This window comes from Streptomyces sichuanensis (assembly GCF_020328095.1).
Taxonomy (GTDB): domain Bacteria; phylum Actinomycetota; class Actinomycetes; order Streptomycetales; family Streptomycetaceae; genus Streptomyces; species Streptomyces cinnamoneus.
Map to the genome: position 1 here is coordinate 39,816 of NZ_JAIXMK010000048.1, position 17,093 is coordinate 56,908.

General features: G+C 73.8%; 12 protein-coding genes. 10 read left to right on the forward strand and 2 right to left on the reverse strand.

Translation table 11 applies throughout. The features are described 5' to 3' along the window. The first annotated feature begins 152 nt into the window (after window positions 1-152). Together LE181_RS16085 and LE181_RS16090 are read left to right on the forward strand one after the other, a co-directional pair. The gene (locus LE181_RS16085; RefSeq protein WP_225661968.1) at window positions 153-3,869 is read left to right on the forward strand and encodes a glycosyltransferase family 2 protein; all 3,717 of its coding nucleotides are present in this window, start codon (window positions 153-155) and stop codon (window positions 3,867-3,869) included. Next, window positions 3,866-5,449, forward strand: coding sequence for a DUF5719 family protein (locus LE181_RS16090; RefSeq protein ID WP_225661969.1), 1,584 nt, complete (start codon window positions 3,866-3,868; stop codon window positions 5,447-5,449). Before LE181_RS16085 ends, LE181_RS16090 begins: the two co-directional genes overlap by 4 nt. Before the next feature lie 47 nt (window positions 5,450-5,496). Here LE181_RS16090 and LE181_RS16095 read toward each other — a convergent pair whose 3' ends face one another. Then, window positions 5,497-5,994: a metallopeptidase family protein gene (locus LE181_RS16095; RefSeq protein WP_225661970.1), complete on the reverse strand. Its 498-nt coding sequence runs from the start codon at window positions 5,992-5,994 to the stop codon at window positions 5,497-5,499. A gap of 274 nt (window positions 5,995-6,268) precedes the next feature. Between LE181_RS16095 and LE181_RS16100 the strand changes: the two genes are divergently transcribed. The 6 genes from LE181_RS16100 (at window position 6,269) to LE181_RS16125 (ending at window position 12,155) form a co-directional block, all read left to right on the forward strand. Next, the gene (locus tag LE181_RS16100) at window positions 6,269-6,709 is read left to right on the forward strand and encodes a DUF3499 domain-containing protein (RefSeq protein WP_225661971.1); all 441 of its coding nucleotides are present in this window, start codon (window positions 6,269-6,271) and stop codon (window positions 6,707-6,709) included. A gap of 116 nt (window positions 6,710-6,825) precedes the next feature. Next, window positions 6,826-8,184: a phosphomannomutase/phosphoglucomutase gene (locus LE181_RS16105; protein WP_225661972.1), complete on the forward strand. Its 1,359-nt coding sequence runs from the start codon at window positions 6,826-6,828 to the stop codon at window positions 8,182-8,184. A gap of 175 nt (window positions 8,185-8,359) precedes the next feature. Further along, window positions 8,360-8,545, forward strand: coding sequence for a Trm112 family protein (locus LE181_RS16110; protein WP_190112342.1), 186 nt, complete (start codon window positions 8,360-8,362; stop codon window positions 8,543-8,545). Between the two features lie 56 nt (window positions 8,546-8,601). Next, window positions 8,602-9,774: an SIS domain-containing protein gene (locus LE181_RS16115; RefSeq protein ID WP_225661973.1), complete on the forward strand. Its 1,173-nt coding sequence runs from the start codon at window positions 8,602-8,604 to the stop codon at window positions 9,772-9,774. Window positions 9,775-9,893: 119 nt separating this feature from the next. Continuing rightward, a complete protein-coding gene (gene manA / locus LE181_RS16120; RefSeq protein WP_225661974.1) occupies window positions 9,894-11,093 on the forward strand; it encodes a mannose-6-phosphate isomerase, class I in 1,200 nt (399 codons plus the stop codon). A gap of 96 nt (window positions 11,094-11,189) precedes the next feature. Further along, entirely contained in the window at window positions 11,190-12,155 is a 966-nt protein-coding gene (locus LE181_RS16125; protein WP_225661975.1) for a cation diffusion facilitator family transporter, read from the forward strand. Window positions 12,156-12,238: 83 nt separating this feature from the next. Here the strand turns inward: LE181_RS16125 and LE181_RS16130 are convergent, their stop codons facing one another. Then, complete coding sequence (locus LE181_RS16130; RefSeq protein WP_225661976.1) at window positions 12,239-14,284, reverse strand: fructose-specific PTS transporter subunit EIIC; 2,046 nt, start codon at window positions 14,282-14,284, stop codon at window positions 12,239-12,241. A gap of 324 nt (window positions 14,285-14,608) precedes the next feature. On the opposite strand from LE181_RS16130, the gene ahcY reads away from it, so the two are divergent. Further along, entirely contained in the window at window positions 14,609-16,066 is a 1,458-nt protein-coding gene (gene ahcY / locus LE181_RS16135; RefSeq protein ID WP_225661977.1) for an adenosylhomocysteinase, read from the forward strand. Window positions 16,067-16,189: 123 nt separating this feature from the next. Continuing rightward, window positions 16,190-16,810 (forward strand): hypothetical protein, encoded by a 621-nt coding sequence (locus LE181_RS16140; protein ID WP_225661978.1) that lies wholly within the window; start codon window positions 16,190-16,192, stop codon window positions 16,808-16,810. The last annotated feature ends 283 nt before the right edge of the window (window positions 16,811-17,093 follow it).

A 17,093-nucleotide genomic window follows, 5' to 3' on the forward strand; every position in this document is an offset into this window, starting at 1 on the left:
CTCTCGCGCCCCGCACGCGAGAGGCGGACCGCTGTGTTCGCAGCCACTAGTGTGGGGGCCCGTCCGAGACGTACCGACACCCTCGCGGGCCGACGCCCCACGGGTCGCTCACACGTCCACTGCAGTCTCCTGAACCGGGGCCCGCACCTGCCATGTTCGACCCCACCATCCCCGCGTTGCTCGACCCGGCCCTGCCGCCCGCGTTCCCCCGGCACGTCGTCACCGCCGTGCTCGTCGCCCATGACGGCGCCCGCTGGCTGCCAGACGCCCTCTCCGGCCTGCTCGGCCAGGAGCGGCCCGTGCAGCACGCCGTCGCCGCCGACACCGGCAGCGCCGACGACTCGCGGCGGCTGCTCGCCGACGCCCTCGGCGCCGACAACGTCCTGCACCTCGCCCGCCGCGCCGGCTTCGGCACCGCCGTCGCCGAAGCGGTCCGCACCGCACCCGTGCAGAGCGCGGACGACCTGCCGTACCTGAGGCGCTCCAGCGGATGGGACCCCGTCGGCCGCACCTGGACCGAGGACGCCCAGGGCGCCGCCTTCTCCCAGGGCCACACCGACCTCGAACCCGTGCAGTGGCTGTGGCTCCTCCACGACGACTGCGCCCCCGAGCCGAGCGCCCTCCACGAACTGCTGCGCGTCGCCGACGCGGAGATCACCGCAGGCCGCGACGCCGCCGTCATCGGACCCAAGCTGCGCAGCTGGTACGACCGCAGGCAGCTGCTGGAAGTCGGCGTCTCCATCGCCCGCAGCGGCCGCCGCTGGACCGGCCTGGAACGCCGCGAACAGGACCAGGGCCAGCACGACCAGGTGCGGCCCGTCCTGGCCGTCTCCACCGCCGGCATGCTCATCCGCCGCGACGTGTGGGAGGAACTGGGCGGCTTCGACACCCGCCTGCCGCTCATGCGCGACGACGTCGACCTGTGCTGGCGCGCCCACGCCGCCGGCCACCGCGTCCTCGTCGCCCCCGAGGCCGTCCTGCGCCACGCCGAGGCCGCTGCCCGCGAACGGCGCCCCGTCGACTGCGCGGGCCGCAAGCCCGTGGGACCCCACCGCGTGGACAAGGCCGGAGCCGTCCACACCCTCCTCGCCAACACGCGCGGCGCACTCCTGCCGTACGTCCTGTTCCGGATCGTCCTGAGCACCCTGCTGCGCACCCTCGGCTACCTCGTCGGCAAGGCGCCCGGACAGGCGCTCGACGAGGTCTCCGGCCTGGTGGGCGTCCTGCTGCGCCCCGGGCGCATCCGGGCCGCGCGCAAGCGGCGCGGCGAGCCCCGCAGCGCACCGGACGAACTGCGGCCCCTCTTCCCGCCCCCCGGCGCCACCGTGCGCGCCACCGTCGAACAGCTCGCCGCCGACCTCGGCGGCCGGGCGGACGACTCCCACTCCACCGCCGGGCGGCACGGAGCCGTCGAGTCCGGCCCCGGCGGGGACGACGCGGACTACCTGGAGGTCGAGCAGTTCGCCCGGCTGAGACGCATCGTGCGCAGACCGGCCCCCGTCCTCTTCACCCTCCTGCTGCTCGTCTCGGCCGCCGCCTGCCGCGGCCTGTTCGGCGGCGGCTCCCTCTCCGGCGGCGCCCTGCTGCCCGTCCCCGACCACGTCTCCGCCCTGTGGGCCGCCTACGGCGACGGCTGGCACCCGGTCGGCACGGGCAGCACCGAAGGCGCGCCCCCCTACCTGGCCGTCCTCGCGGCACTGGCCACCCTCTTCCTCGGTTCCACGGGCTTCACGCTCACCCTGCTGCTGGTCTGCTCCGTGCCGCTGGCCGGCCTGAGCGCCTACGTGGCCTCCCGCCCGCTCGTCGCCTCCCGCCCGCTGCGGGCCTGGGCGAGCGTCGCGTACGCCTTCCTGCCGGCCGTCACCGGCGCGCTGGCCACCGGCCGGCTGGGCACCGCCGTCCTCGCCGTCCTGCTGCCGCTCATGGCGCGGGCGGCCGTGACGGCCACGGGCCTCGGCACCCCGGACGCGCGGCCCTCGTGGCGGGCCTGCTGGTCCTACGCCCTGCTGCTGACGGTCACCACGGCCTTCACGCCCGTCGTCTGGCCGGTGGCCGTGCTGCTGGGCCTCGGTGCGTTCGTCCTGCACTGCGTGCGCGGCGGCGCGGCCCGGGCGGCGACCGTGCACGGGCCGCGCCTGCTCGCGGTCGCCGCCACGCCGGTCGTCGTGCTCGCGCCCTGGTCCCTCGGGCTGTTCGCCCACCCCTCCCGCTTCCTCGCCGAGGCCGGCCTGACCTACGAGCACGCGCCGGCCTCCCCGCTGCAGCTGCTCACGGGCGACCCCGGCGGCCCCCGGACCGCCGGGGCGCTGCTGCTGACCGGCGTCGTCCTGGCCGCGCTGGCCGCCCTGCTGCGCGCGGACCGCACGCGCGCCGTGCGCGCGGCCTGGGCGGCGGCCCTGGCCGGGCTGCTCTGCGCGGCACTGGTCAACGGCTCGGCCTGGACGGGCCCCGCGACCCTCGTCCAGGGGCTCGCCCTGATCGCGGCCGCCGCGATCGGCGCCGAAGGCGCCCGCGAGCGCGTCGCGGCCCAGAACTTCGGCTGGCGGCAGCCCGTGGCGGGCGTGATCGCCCTGGCCGCCGGGGCCGCCCCCCTCGTCGCCGCCGTCGCCTGGACGGCCGGGGGCGCCGCCGGGCCGCTGGAGCGCCGCGACCCGGTGCAGGTCCCGGCGTTCGTCGCCGAGGAGGCCGGCACCCGCGACCAGGCCCGCACCCTGATGCTGGGCGGCGACGGCGGCCGGGTCGCCTACACCCTCGTGCGCGGCGCGGGAGCCCGGCTGGGCGACGCCGAGCCGGCCGCCGCCGCGGGGCGCGACGAGCGGCTGGGCGCCGTGGTCGCCCACCTCGTCGCCGGTTCCGGCGCCGACCAGGCGAGCCGCCTCGCCGACTACGCCGTCGGCTACGTCCTCCTGCAGGACAGCGCACCCCGGCAGACGGCCCGCGTCCTGGACGCCACGCCCGGCCTGACGCGCCTGAGCCAGGAGGACCACCGCGCGCTGTGGCGGGTCGACCGGCAGGTCGCCCGCGTCACGATCGTCAGCGGAGCGCGGCAGCCGGACGGCAGCCTGCGCAGCGCGCCCGTGCCGGTCGCCGCCGGGCCCGTCGCCGCGCACGCCACCCTCCCGGCCGGCTCCGGCGACCGCGTCCTGCGGCTCGCCGACAAGGCCGCGCCCGGCTGGCGGGCCACCCTCGACGGCCGTTCCCTCGCCCGCGTCACCGTCGACGGCTGGGCCCAGGGCTTCACGCTGCCCGCGCAGGGCGGAAAGCTGTCCCTGACGTACGAGACGCCGGGCACCCGGACCGCGTGGGTGTGGGCGCAGGGGCTGCTGGCCCTCGTGCTGGTCGTCCTCGCGCTGCCGGGCCGTCGGCGCCAGGTCGACGACGATCTGCCGGAAGGCGGTGCCGAGGCCGTCGCCGCGGTCGCCGTCCCGGCGCAGGCCGCCTCCGGCGAAGGCCGTCGCGCCCGCCGGCTGCGGGCCGCGGCGGAGGGCACCGCGGCCGCGGGCGCCACCACGGCCGCCGTTCCGGAGCAGGCGGCCCCGGCTTCCGACGAGGGCCCGTACGTCCCGTACGAGCAGCCGCCCGTCGCCGACGCCGACCCCTACGCCGCCGTGCCGCACCAGCAGCCGTACGCCGACTGGGAGCAGGGCTACGGCGGCTACGGGCAGCAGACGTACGCGGAGCAGCCGTACCAGGAAGACGGCCACGCCACCGGTGCCACCACCGGACACGACGGTGCCTACGGCCGACAGCCGCACGAGGGTCCGTACGGTCAGCAGGCGCAGTACCCCGGCCCGTACGGCGACGGCGCGCACGACCCGTACGGCTACGGACAGCAGCAGCCCTACCGCGGCGGGAGCGACCAGCAGTGAAGCGCACCACCCTCTCCCTCTTCGCCGTCACGGCCTCCCTCGCCGTCGTCACGGGCGTGGCCGCGCTCAACCCGCCCTCCGACGGGGACGACACCGGGACGCGGACGACCGCCGCCCGCATGCCGGTGCAGCGCTCCACGCTGCTCTGCCCGGCGCCCACCTCCTCGGAGGTGGGCGACACCACGTACACCGCCTTCACTCCGCCCGGGAAGGGCGGCGGAGGGCGGACGTCCGCAGCGGACCTGCTGCCGGCGGCGGGCCCGGCCCGGACGCCGGCCACGAAGGACGACGCCAAGGACGCGAAGGACAGCAAGGGCGCCAAGGACGCAGCAGCCCGGAAGGACGCGCAGAAGGACAAGGGCGCAAGCGGTGAGAAGCAGGCCCCGGACAAGCCCGTGCTCTCCCTGAAGGAGCCGGGCCGGCCCGTCACCGCGGGCACGCAACGCTCCGACGCCCCCGCCCTCATCGGCACCGCCGACGGTCCGCTCGCACCGGGCTGGACCGTCCAGCAGACCACCGCCGTCGCCGCCGGCAGCGGCCGCGGACTGCACGGGCTGACGTGCACGGCACCCGACACGTCCTTCTGGTTCCCCGCCGCGAGCACCGCCAAGGGCCGTCAGGACTACGTCCACCTGACCAACCCCGACAGCACGGCGGCCGTCGTCGACCTGGAGCTGTACGGCAAGGACGGCAAGGTCAAGTCCGCCACCGGGGAGGGCGTCAACGTCCCACCGCGGTCCACCGTCCCCGTTCTGCTGTCCACGCTCACCGACGTGACGGACGAGAACCTCACCCTGCACGTGGCGGCCCGCTCCGGCCGGGTGGGGGCCGCGGTGCAGGCGTCGGACGAGAAGACGGGCGGCGACTGGCTGCCGGCCTCCGCCGACGGGTCGCCGAGCGTGGTCCTGCCCGGCATTCCGGCCGACGCCACGTCCGTCCGGCTCGTCGCCTTCGCGCCGGGAACGGACGACGCCGACGTGAAGCTGCGGCTGGCCGGGCCGAACGGTTCGATCAGCCCGGCCGGGCACGAGTCGCTGCACGTCAGGAGCGGCATGACGACGGCCGTGGACCTGGGGGACCTCACGAAGGGCGAGGCGGGCTCACTGCTGCTGACCGCCGAGCGCGGCAGCGCGCCGGTGGTCGCCGCGCTGCGTGTGACGCGCGGCAAGGACGACAAGCAGGAGACGGCGTTCATCCCCGCCACCCCGGCCGTCCTCGAACGCGGCACGGTGGCCGACAACCGTCCCAAGGCCGCCACGCTGGCCCTGGTCGCCCCCGGCAAAGACGCCCAGGTCAAGGTGACGGCCTCGGCGGGCAGCGAGGGCGGACGCCCGGTCAGCAGGACCTACACCGTCAAGGCCGGCACCACGCTGTCCGTCGAGCCCCCGCAGCCGGACGGCGGCAAGGGCGCGTACGCCCTGACCGTCGAGAAGGTGTCCGGCGGGCCGGTGCACGCCTCGCGGATGCTGGCCCTGCCGAAGGACGGCGTGCCGATGTTCACGATCCAGCCGGTGCCGGACGACCGCTCGACGGTGGCGGTCCCGGAGGCCGAACAGGACCTGTCGCTGCTGAACGACTGAACGACGGAACGACCGGCACGCGCCACGGGACGGGTGCCCGGGCGGGCTCAGTCCTGTCCGTAGCGCGGGTCGACCGACTCGGGGGCGAGCCCGAGGAGCTCGGCGACCTGCTCGACCACGACCTCGTGCACGAGCAGCGCCCGCTCGTCCCGGGTCTTCGTGCGGATTTCCACCGGACGGCGGTAGACGACGATCCGGTCGGGCGTGTCGCCGTGCGCCGCGAGGTACCGGCCCAGCGGCACGCTCTCGCCGTCGAGCAGCGCCTCCAGGGCGGCGTCCGCCGCCCCGGCACCGGCGGGCGGCACCGGCACCTCGTGCACCAGGAAGTCGACGGACGCCAGTTGCGGCCAGCGCCGCTCCAGCCGCTCCGCCGAGTCCTGGACCAAGTCGACGAAGGCTTCCGCCCGGCTCACGGACAGCGGCACCTGCGGGGGTGCGATGGGGCCGCGCATGCCGCGTCCGTGGCGGTCGCGGCGGCGCGGTCGCGGTCCGCTCGGACCGGAGGCACCCCCGGCGTCGGCTGGGGGAGGTACGGGGCTGTCCATCACACCCGAGGGTATCCGCCGGCCGGCCGTACGCACGCGGTAGCTGCGCATCTCGGCGCATGTCGCATGCTGAGCGTTCCGGCCATCTATGCGATCAATTGGAGCCACGTCCGGGACCGTCGAACTCATCCCGAATGACACTATGTGCACCTGCTGATGACAGTTTCCCGCACCGCGGGACGCCCTCCTTCCCGCGGCATCCCAGGTCGACCAGGGCCTTCGGCAAACGGCGTCCACCGGACGAACCGGGACGACACGGAGGGGTGAGCCGGGGGTGAGTCGTCGCGGCCCGCTCAAGAGTGCGGTACCGTCCAACCTCGTGAGCCCTGTACGTCGCTGTTCGCGCACCGCATGCGGCCGCCCGGCCGTCGCGACGCTGACGTACGTCTACGCCGATTCGACCGCCGTTCTCGGCCCGCTCGCCACCTATGCCGAACCCCACTGCTACGACCTGTGCGCCGAGCACTCCGAGCGGCTGACCGCGCCGCGCGGCTGGGACGTCGTCCGTCTCGCCGTCGACACCGGCCCCGCCCGGCCCAGCGGCGACGACCTCGAAGCCCTGGCCAACGCCGTGCGCGAGGCGGCCCGCCCGCAGGAGCGCGCGGCAGGTCCGGGCGCCGGTCCGGGCGCCATCGCCTCCACCGGCCGCAGCGCCGACCCGATGGAGGTCGCCCGCCGAGGCCACCTCAGGGTCCTGCGCTCGCCCGACTCCTGACGTCCCGTCCCGGACGCCGACCGTCCGCACCGACCGGGCCGACGCCTGCACCGACCGGACCGCCGGTCCCGGCAGGTAGGTTTGTTGTCCCGAATCGGACTCAGGAGGGGTTGGCTGTGGCTGATCTGTCGCAAATCGTTAAGGCGTACGACGTGCGCGGCGTGGTGCCCGACCAGTGGGACGCCTCGCTGGCCGAGCTGTTCGGCGCCGCCTTCGCCCAGGTGACCGGCGCCACCGCCATCGTCACCGGCCACGACATGCGCCCCTCCTCGCCCGGCCTCTCCCGCGCCTTCGCCCGCGGCGCCGCCTCCCGCGGCGTGGACGTCACCGAGATCGGCCTCTGCTCCACCGACGAGCTCTACTTCGCCAGCGGCCAACTGGACCTCCCCGGCGCCATGTTCACCGCCAGCCACAACCCCGCGCAGTACAACGGCATCAAGCTCTGCCGCGCCGGCGCCGCACCCGTCGGCCAGGACACCGGCCTCGCCGACATCCGCGCGCTCGTCGAGCAGTGGTCCGACACCGGTGCCCCTGAGCCCGTCGGGACGCCCGGCACCATCAGCCGGCGCGACGTCCTCGCCGACTACGCGGCGCACCTGCGCTCCCTGGTCGACCTCGGCCGGATCCGCCCCCTGAAGGTCGTCGTGGACGCGGGCAACGGCATGGGCGGCCACACCGTCCCCAGCGTCCTCGACGGACTGCCCGTCGACCTCGTCCCCATGTACTTCGAGCTGGACGGCACCTTCCCCCACCACGAGGCCAACCCCCTCGACCCCAAGAACATCGTCGACCTGCAGGCCAAGGTCCGCGAGACCCAGGCCGACATCGGCCTCGCCTTCGACGGCGACGCCGACCGCTGCTTCGTCGTCGACGAGCGCGGCGAGCCCGTCCCGCCGTCCGCGATCACCGCCCTGGTCGCCGCCCGCGAGCTGGCCAAGCACCCCGGCGGCACGATCATCCACAACCTGATCACGTCCTGGTCGGTGCCCGAGGTCGTCGCGGAGAACGGCGGCCGGGCCGTCCGCACCCGCGTGGGGCACTCCTTCATCAAGCAGGAGATGGCCAGCAGCGGCGCGATCTTCGGCGGCGAGCACTCCGCGCACTACTATTTCCGCGACTTCTGGAACGCCGACACCGGCATGCTCGCCGCCCTCCACGTCCTCGCGGCGCTCGGCGGCCAGCCCGCCCCCCTGTCCGAGCTCGTCAGGCAGTACGACCGCTACGCCGCCTCCGGCGAGATCAACAGCACCGTCGCCGACCAGGCCGGTCGCGCCGCCGCCGTCCGGGCCGCCTACGAGGGCCTCGACGGCGCCGAGCTGGACGAGCTCGACGGCCTGACGGTCACCACCGCCGACTGGTGGTTCAACCTCCGCGCCTCCAACACCGAGCCCCTCCTCCGCCTGAACGTCGAGGCACGGGACGAGGCCACGGTGGCCAGGGTGAGGGACGAGGTCCTGGCCATCGTCCGGGCGTGATCCGCCCGGCTACGACCCGGGGGAGGGGGCGGCGACGGAACCACCCCCTCCGCACCGCCCCTCCGCACCCGCTCCGGCGTCGCCGAACCGCGACGCCGGCCGCAGGTCCGACGCCGGTGCGGCCCGCCGAAGGGCTACGCTGATCCCAAGACCCGCCCACCCCGAAGGGAACCCCATGGCACTCGAAGCCGGCCTCCTGGAGATCCTCGCCTGCCCGGCGTGCCACGCCCCCCTCCGCGAGGAGACGGCCTCCGAGGAGACCCCCGAGCTGCTGTGCGAGAGCCAGAGCTGCGGCCTGGCCTACCCCGTCCGTGACGGCATCCCGGTCCTCCTCGTCGACGAGGCACGCCGCCCCGCCTGACCCGCACCGCTGCCGGCAAGGCCCCCGTACCCACGGCGATCGGAGACTGATCCACGGTGTTCGACGAGTCCCTCCTCGACAACCCCGACGGCCTCTCCCGAGCCGACCTGCACGGCCTGCTGCGGGGCGCCGCCGAATCCGGCGCCCGGGTCCGTACGGCCGTGCGGAACGCGGCCGAGGCCGGCGTCGGCTCCCTGCAGCCGGACGGCCGCCCGCGCGCCGTCCTCGTCGCCGGTCCGGGCCCGGCAGGCGGCTCGACGGCCGACCTGCTCGCCGCCCTCACCGGTGACAGCTGCCCCGTCACCCTGATCCGCCCCGCCGGCGTGGCCCCCGCCCCCGGCGCCCTGCGGTGGACGCTCCCCGGCTGGACGGGCCCCCTCGACCTGCTGCTCGTCGTCAGCCCCGACGGCACGGAGCCGGGCCTCGCCCTCCTCCTCGAACAGGCATACCGGCGGGGCTGCTCCGTCGTCTGCGTCACCCCGGCCGGCTCCCCGCTCGCCGAGGCCACCGTCCAGGCCCGCGGCCTGGCGGTCCCGCTGACCACCACCCCGTACGAGGCGGCCATGGCGGGCGGCGAGACCGGCGGCATGCTGGGCGACGCCGGCGACCCCGTCCTGCCCACCGGCCCCGGCACGCTCTGGTCGCTGTTCACCCCGCTGCTGGCCCTCGCCGACCGTATCGGCCTGCTCACCGCCCCGCCGGCGGCCCTCGAAGCGCTCGCCGACCGCCTCGACGGCATCGCCGAGCGCTGCGGCCCGGCCATCGCCACCTACAGCAACCCCGCCAAGACCCTGGCGGCCGAGCTGGCGGACACCCTCCCGCTGATCTGGACGGAAGGCGAGCTCGCCGCCGCGGCCGGCCGGCGCTTCGCGCGGGTGCTCGCCGCCCTCGCCGGACGCCCCGCCCTGGCCGCCGAGCTCCCCGAGGCGCTCACCGCCCACGGCACCCTCCTCGCCGGGGCCTTCGCCGCCGGCGCCGATCCGGAGGACTTCTTCCGCGACCGCGTCGAGGAGCCCGAGGCACTGCACGCCCGGGTGGTCCTCCTCCGCGAACGGGAACCCGCCGTCACCTCGCCCGCCCCCGCCGCCCGCGAGCTGGCCCTGCACCGCGACACGCCCGTCAGCGAGCTGGAGGCCACGGCGGACAGCAGCCCGCTGGAGACGGTGGCCGAGCTCCTGGCCGTCACGGACTTCGCCGCCGTGTACCTGGCGCTCGCGTCCAGCCCGTAGGCCCGCCGCGGCAGCCGGCGCGGCGGCACCACCCCGCACGGGCGGCGCCGGCCCGGTGCCCCGCACCCCGCTCAGCAGCACACGAGCCGAGTCTTCGCACAACAGTCAGGAACCGCCCCATGGACCGCCTCGTCACCACCGTGCGCCCCTACGCCTGGGGCTCCACCACCGCGATCCCCGAGCTGCTCGGCACCCCGCCCACCGGCGAACCCCAGGCCGAACTCTGGATGGGCGCCCACCCCGGTGCCCCGTCCCGCATCGACCGCGGCAGCGGCCCCGTCCCGCTCGGCGAAGCCATCGCGGCCGACCCCGAGGGCGAGCTCGGCGCCGAAGCCGTCCAGCGCTTCGGCCCCCGGCTGCCGTTCCTGTTCAAGATCCTGGCCGCCGCCGACCCACTGTCGCTGCAGGTCCATCCCGACCTCGACCAGGCCAGGGCCGGCTTCGCCGCCGAGGAGGCGCGCGGCGTCCCGATCGACGCCCCGCACCGCAACTACAAGGACACCAGCCACAAGCCCGAGCTGATCTGCGCCCTGACGCACTTCGACGGCCTGTGCGGCTTCCGCGCCCCCGACGCCACCGCCGAGCTGCTCGCCGCCCTGGACGTCGACTCCCTCAAGCCCTACGTCGACCTCCTGCACGCCCACCCGGAGAGCGCCGCCCTGCGCGAGGTGCTCACCGCCGTGCTCAGCGCCGAGCGGACGGCCATGGCCGAGACCGTCGGCCTGGCCGCGACGGCCGCCGAGCGACTCGCCGGCCAGGACGGCACCCACCGCGCCGCGTACGCCGCGTACGCCTCCGTCGCCCGCCACTACCCCGGCGACCCCGGCGTCATCGCCGCCATGCTCCTCAACCACATCCGCCTCCAGCCCGGCGAGGCCCTCTACCTCGGTGCCGGAGTCCCGCACGCCTACCTCGAAGGTCTCGGCGTGGAACTCATGGCCAACTCCGACAACGTGCTGCGCTGCGGCCTGACCCCCAAGCACGTCGACGTCCCCGAGCTGCTGAGGGTGGTCCGCTTCGAGGCGACGACGCCCGCCGTGCTCCGCCCGGAGGCCGAGGTCGACGGGGCGGAGGTGTACGAGACGCCCGCGGAGGAGTTCCGCCTCTCCCGGTACGCGCTCGCCGCCGGTTCGCCGTCCCACGCCCTCGACGCCCGTACCGCCCAGATCCTCCTGTGCACCGCCGGCACGGCGCTGCTGCGCGGCGCCGACGGCAAGGAACTGCCCCTGGCGCAGGGCGAGTCCGCCTTCGTCCGGGCGGGGGAGCGGGTGGAGCTCGGCGGCGAGGGGGCGGTCTTCCGCGCCACGGTGGCCTCCTGACGAGCGCTCCGGCGCGGCGACTGCGACAATGACCGGCCGTAACCCCGTAAAGGAATAGCAAAGCTGCCGCAGTGGCGGAAGGGACATCCCGCACCCATGAGTGCATCAGGCGGAACCAAGGCCATCGTCGCCGCGCTGGGCGCCAACCTGGCCATCGCGGCCGCGAAGTTCGTCGCGTTCGCGTTCAGCGGCTCGTCGTCGATGCTCGCGGAGGGCGTGCACTCGGTCGCCGACTCCGGCAACCAGGCACTGCTGCTGCTCGGCGGCAAGAAGGCCCAGAAGAAGGCCAGCGAGGAACACCCCTTCGGCTACGGCCGCGAGCGCTACATCTACGGCTTCCTCGTCTCCATCGTGCTCTTCACCATCGGTGGTGTCTTCGCGCTCTACGAGGGCTACGAGAAGATCAAGGAGCCGCACGAGCTCGACAACTGGTTCTGGCCGGTCGGAGTCCTCGTCTTCGCGATCATCGCCGAGGGCTTCTCGTTCCGCACGGCCATCCAGGAATCGAACGAGCTGCGGGGCAAGCAGAGCTGGGGCTCCTTCATCCGCACGGCGAAGGCCCCCGAGCTGCCCGTCGTCCTGCTGGAGGACTTCGGCGCCCTGGTCGGCCTCGTCCTCGCCCTCGGCGGCGTCGGCCTGACGCTCGCCACCGGCGACGGCATCTGGGACGGCATCGGCACGATGTGCATCGGCGCACTGCTCGTCCTCATCGCGCTCGTCCTGGCCGCGGAGACCAAGTCCCTGCTGCTCGGCGAGGCCGCGGGCCCGGAGCAGGTCGCCAGGATCCGCGCGGCGGCCGTCGACGGCGAGTCGGTCACCTCCGTCATCCACATGCGCACGCTGCACCTGGGCCCCGAGGAGCTCCTGGTGGCCGCCAAGATCGCAGTACGCGGCGAGGACACCGCCGCCCAGGTGGCCCGGGCCATCGACGCGGCGGAGGCCCGCATCCGCGAGGCGGTCCCGATCGCAAGGGTCATTTACCTGGAGCCGGACATCTACGACGAGAAGGCGGCAGCGGCAGGCGAAGACCCGACGGCGACCCCGGGCGGCACGGGCAAGTAACCGGGCGCGGGGGCGGGCGGCCGCCCGGGGACGCGCCCGCCCAACCGCCGGCGATCGCCAATCGGCCGCCGGTCCGGCCGCTGCTACCGGATCTCCGCGAGCACCGTCATCACGGCATCCGTCCCCGACGCCGCCGACAACCGCTCCCGGAAGCCGGCGTCGAGCAACTTCCGCGCCAACAGCGCCAGGATCCGCAGATGCTCGTCCCCGGCCGCCTCCTCCGGCACGGCGATCATGAAGATGAGCCGTGCCGGGCTCCCGTCGAGCGCCCCCCACTCGATGCCCTCCCGCGACCGGGCGAACCCGACGACAGGCGCCGTGACCGCGTCCGTCTTCGCGTGCGGCACCGCGATCTCCTCCCCGAGCCCGGTCGTCCCCAGCCCCTCGCGGGCGAGGGCCGCTGCCACGAGTGCGTCCACGTCCCGCACCTTGCCGCTCGTCGCGAGGAGTCCGGCCATCTCCCGGATGGCGGCGTCCTTCCGCTCCGCCGCGAGCTCCTGCCGCACCGTTGCCTCGGTGAGGTAGCCGGACAGCACTTCGGGCGCCCCGCCGACCCCCGCCCGCCCCGGTCCCGGCCCGGTCAGCGACCCGTCGGCATGCGGGCCGGCCGGGCCGGCCGTATCGACGACCGCACCCGGCGGCAAGCCCTGCTCGGCCCTCGGTGCACGCCACGCCATGAGCGTGACGGTCGTCAAAGCCGTCACCACGGCCCCCACCACGATCGCGATGACAAACATCGGCACTTCGCCCACCGCCCCGAGCACGGCCACGATCGGCCCACCGTGCGGCACGCTGTCCGTGACCCCGGCGAGCCCCGCGATCGCCCCGGCCACCGCACCGCCCAGCATGTTCGCCGGGATCACCCGGGCCGGACGCGCGGCGGCGAACGGGATCGCCCCCTCGGTGATGCCGAAGAAGCCCATGAACAGCGCGGCCAGCCCCGTTTCCCGCTCCTGCTCGTCGAACAGCCGGCGCCGCAGCAACGTGGCCAGCCCCTGCCCGAGCGGCGGAACCGGAATGGCGGCCGCGCACATGCCCATGACCTCCGGGTTCCGCGAGACCAGCCCGGCCCCGAACAGGAAGGCCGTCTTGTTCACCGGGCCACCCATGTCGAACGCGATCATGAGGCCGAGCACGATGCCGAGCACCGCCGCGCTCGCCCCGCTCAGGCTGCCGAGCCAGGTGGTGAGGTGCTCGAAGAGCCAGGAAATCGGCCGGCCCAGCACGTAGATGAAGAACAGGCCCACGACCGTCGTCGCCAGGACCGGGATCACGATCACCGGCATGACCGGCCGGACGAACCGGGGGACCGGAACCCTCTTGATCCACAGCACGACGTAGCCGGCCAGGAAGCCCGTCGCGATCGCCCCGATGAAGCCCGCGCCCGACGAGGAGTCGTACAGCGCACCCGTGTTGGCGATCCAGCCCCCGATCATGCCGGGCACGAGCGCGGGCCGGTCGGCGATCGCGTACGCGATGTAGCCCGACAGGACCGGGATCATCAGCTTGAAACCGATGTCGCCGATGTCGAAGACGTGCTTCCAGAACGAGCCGTCCGGGATCACCAATCCGCCGTCCGGCCGGGGCTCACCCCCCAGCGCCAGCGACACCGCGATCAGCAGACCACCCACGACCACGAACGGGATCATGTACGAGACGCCGTTCATCAGCGCCTTGTACACCACCCCCCGGCCTCCCCGACCGCCTCCACCGCCGGCCACCGCTCCCGGGACGTCCCCCGAGCCGGCTCCGCCCGGCCCGCCACCCGGTTCGTACAGGGGCGCCGCACGCACCCGCTCGATCAGCTCCCCGGCGCGGTGAATGCCCTCGGCCACCCCCACCACCAGCACCCGCTTGCCCGCGAAGCGGCTGAGGTCGACGTCCTTGTCGGCGGCCACGATGACCCCGTCCGCGGCACCGACATCGTTGTCCGTCAGCACGTTCTCCGCACCGATCGAGCCCTGCGTCTCCACCTTGATCTCGTGCCCGAGCGCCTCCGCCGCCTGCTGCAGCTTCTCGGCCGCCATATAGGTGTGGGCGATGCCCGTCGGACAGGCGGTCACCGCGAGCAGTCTGAGCCGCCCTCCGCTCGGCGTCGGGGAGGCGGGGGGATCGGCGGACGGCGTCACACGGAGCTCCTCACAACTCGGGCTGACCGCATCCTGCAACACCCGGTCCCCCAACGGACAGGTGGGACGTGGCGAGTCCACAACTTGTCGAAAGGGGGCTGGGGCCCGCCACCGCCCCCGGTGTAGATTCGTGCCAGAGCCAGACGTCGCTGCTGATGGCGGTCGGGCGGCCCGCACGTCGGGCCGGCCGAGGGAGAGAGGGCCTCCGACGGACTGCGCTGCGGCCAGGCATACAGCGTGCAGCCGGAATGTGCCCACGCTGGGCCCGACCGCGTGCACAGCCGTGCCCAACGCCCGCTCGCCCCCTCTGGAGGAGCAGCCCGTATGACTACCACCACCACCGGTCAGGACTTCAAGGTCGCGGACCTGTCGCTGGCGGCCTTCGGTCGTAAGGAGATCACCCTCGCCGAGCACGAGATGCCCGGCCTGATGGCGATCCGCAAGGAGTACGCAGAGGCGCAGCCGCTGGCCGGCGCCCGCATCACCGGCTCGCTGCACATGACGGTGCAGACGGCGGTGCTCATCGAGACGCTCGTGGCGCTCGGCGCGCAGGTGCGCTGGGCGTCCTGCAACATCTTCTCCACCCAGGACCACGCCGCCGCCGCCGTCGCGGTCGGCCCGAACGGCACTCCCGAGGACCCGCAGGGTGTCCCCGTCTTCGCCTGGAAGGGCGAGACGCTGGAGGAGTACTGGTGGTGCACGGAGCAGGCCCTGACCTGGCCCGGCACCCCCACCGGCGGCCCGAACATGATCCTCGACGACGGTGGTGACGCCACCCTCCTCGTCCACAAGGGCGTCGAGTTCGAGAAGGCGGGCGCCGCCCCGGACCCGGCCACCGCGGACAGCGAGGAGTACGCCCAGATCCTCGGCCTGCTCAACCGCACCCTCTCCGAGAACCCGCAGAAGTGGACCCAGCTGGCGTCCGAGATCCGCGGCGTCACCGAGGAGACGACCACGGGCGTCCACCGCCTCTACGAGATGCAGCAGGCCGGCACGCTGCTCTTCCCCGCGATCAACGTGAACGACGCGGTGACCAAGTCGAAGTTCGACAACAAGTACGGCTGCCGTCACTCCCTCATCGACGGCATCAACCGCGCCACCGACGTCCTCATCGGCGGCAAGGTCGCCGTCGTCTGCGGCTACGGCGACGTCGGCAAGGGCTGCGCCGAGTCCCTGCGCGGCCAGGGCGCCCGCGTCATCGTCACCGAGATCGACCCGATCAACGCGCTGCAGGCCGCGATGGACGGCTACCAGGTCACCACCCTGGACGAGGTCGTCGAGATCGCCGACATCTTCATCACGACCACCGGCAACCGGGACATCATCATGGCCGCGGACATGGCCAAGATGAAGCACCAGGCCATCGTCGGCAACATCGGCCACTTCGACAACGAGATCGACATGGCCGGCCTGGCGAAGATCCCCGGCATCGTCAAGGACGAGGTCAAGCCGCAGGTCCACACCTGGACCTTCCCCGACGGCAAGGTCCTCATCGTGCTGTCCGAGGGCCGGCTCCTCAACCTGGGCAACGCCACCGGTCACCCGTCCTTCGTCATGTCCAACTCGTTCGCGGACCAGACCCTGGCCCAGATCGAGCTCTTCACCAAGCCCGAGTCGTACCCGACCGACGTCTACGTCCTGCCCAAGTACCTGGACGAGAAGGTCGCCCGCCTCCACCTCGACTCCCTCGGCGTGAAGCTGACGACGCTGCGCCCCGAGCAGGCCGAGTACATCGGCGTTCCGGTCGAGGGCCCGTACAAGCCCGACCACTACCGCTACTGACATCAGCAGGCGTGCCGCCACGCGCGCGAGCGCCTGCCGGAGCGTCTGCCCCCGTAACTGGTAGAACAGGCCCCCGCCCCCATGGCGGGGGCCTGTCCCTTTCCCGTCAAGGACCCCACCACCATGCCCCGCGGCCGCTACTCCCTCCACGACCCCCACGACCACTCCCCCCTCGGAGAAGAGCACTTCCACTGCGCCACCGGCCCCTCCGGCTGGCGCTACGTCTCGCAGATCACCGGCCCGTCCGGCGCACCCGCGGGCTCGGTCGACCTCGCCATCGACGACCTCGGCCGCCCCATCCGCCTGCAGATGCGCAGTGCCGACTGGCAGGTGCGCGGAGCCGCCCTCGACGGCGTCACCTGGGTCCGTACCGACCCCACCGGTGAGCACGCCACGGAGGGAAACGTCCGCGCGCACGCCTTCACCGGCACCTCCCCCGCGTTCTACGTGGCCATCGCCCGTCTCCTCCGTCTGTCGCCCGGCCGGGAAGCGAAGCGGATCCGATTGGTCCACTTCACTGCCCCCGTGCTGGCCCCCCTCACGACCGATCAGTCGTGGGCCTTGGTCGCCAGGACAGCACACACCACTGACAACGGCCCCCTCGAAGTGGACGAGTACCAGGTCAGCGCCCTGGACACGGGCGAGCAGTACGCCGTCCACCTGGCCGGCGACGTCGTGCTGGCGGCCCCGGGCCTTGAGCTGGAGGACCTGGAGAGCCCGCCGTCGTCCTGGGGAGCCCCCTGAACCTGGTACTGTTCTCTTCGTCCCACACAGGCCGTTGACACGGGCTGAGTGGGGAGGTAGATTCGAACGGTTGCGACGAACTGGACTGGATCCAGCGCAACGGCTAGTATCTGACCAGCTTCGCCCAGTGAATCGAATTCACGCGGAGCACATCCGACCCACTCCGGGATCGCAGAAGCCGATGTAAATCGGCGGAAATGATTCTGATAAAGTCGGAACCCCGCTCCAACAGGGAGCCGGAAACGAATTCCAGACCGGAAACGGAACGGAAAACGGATCTGGT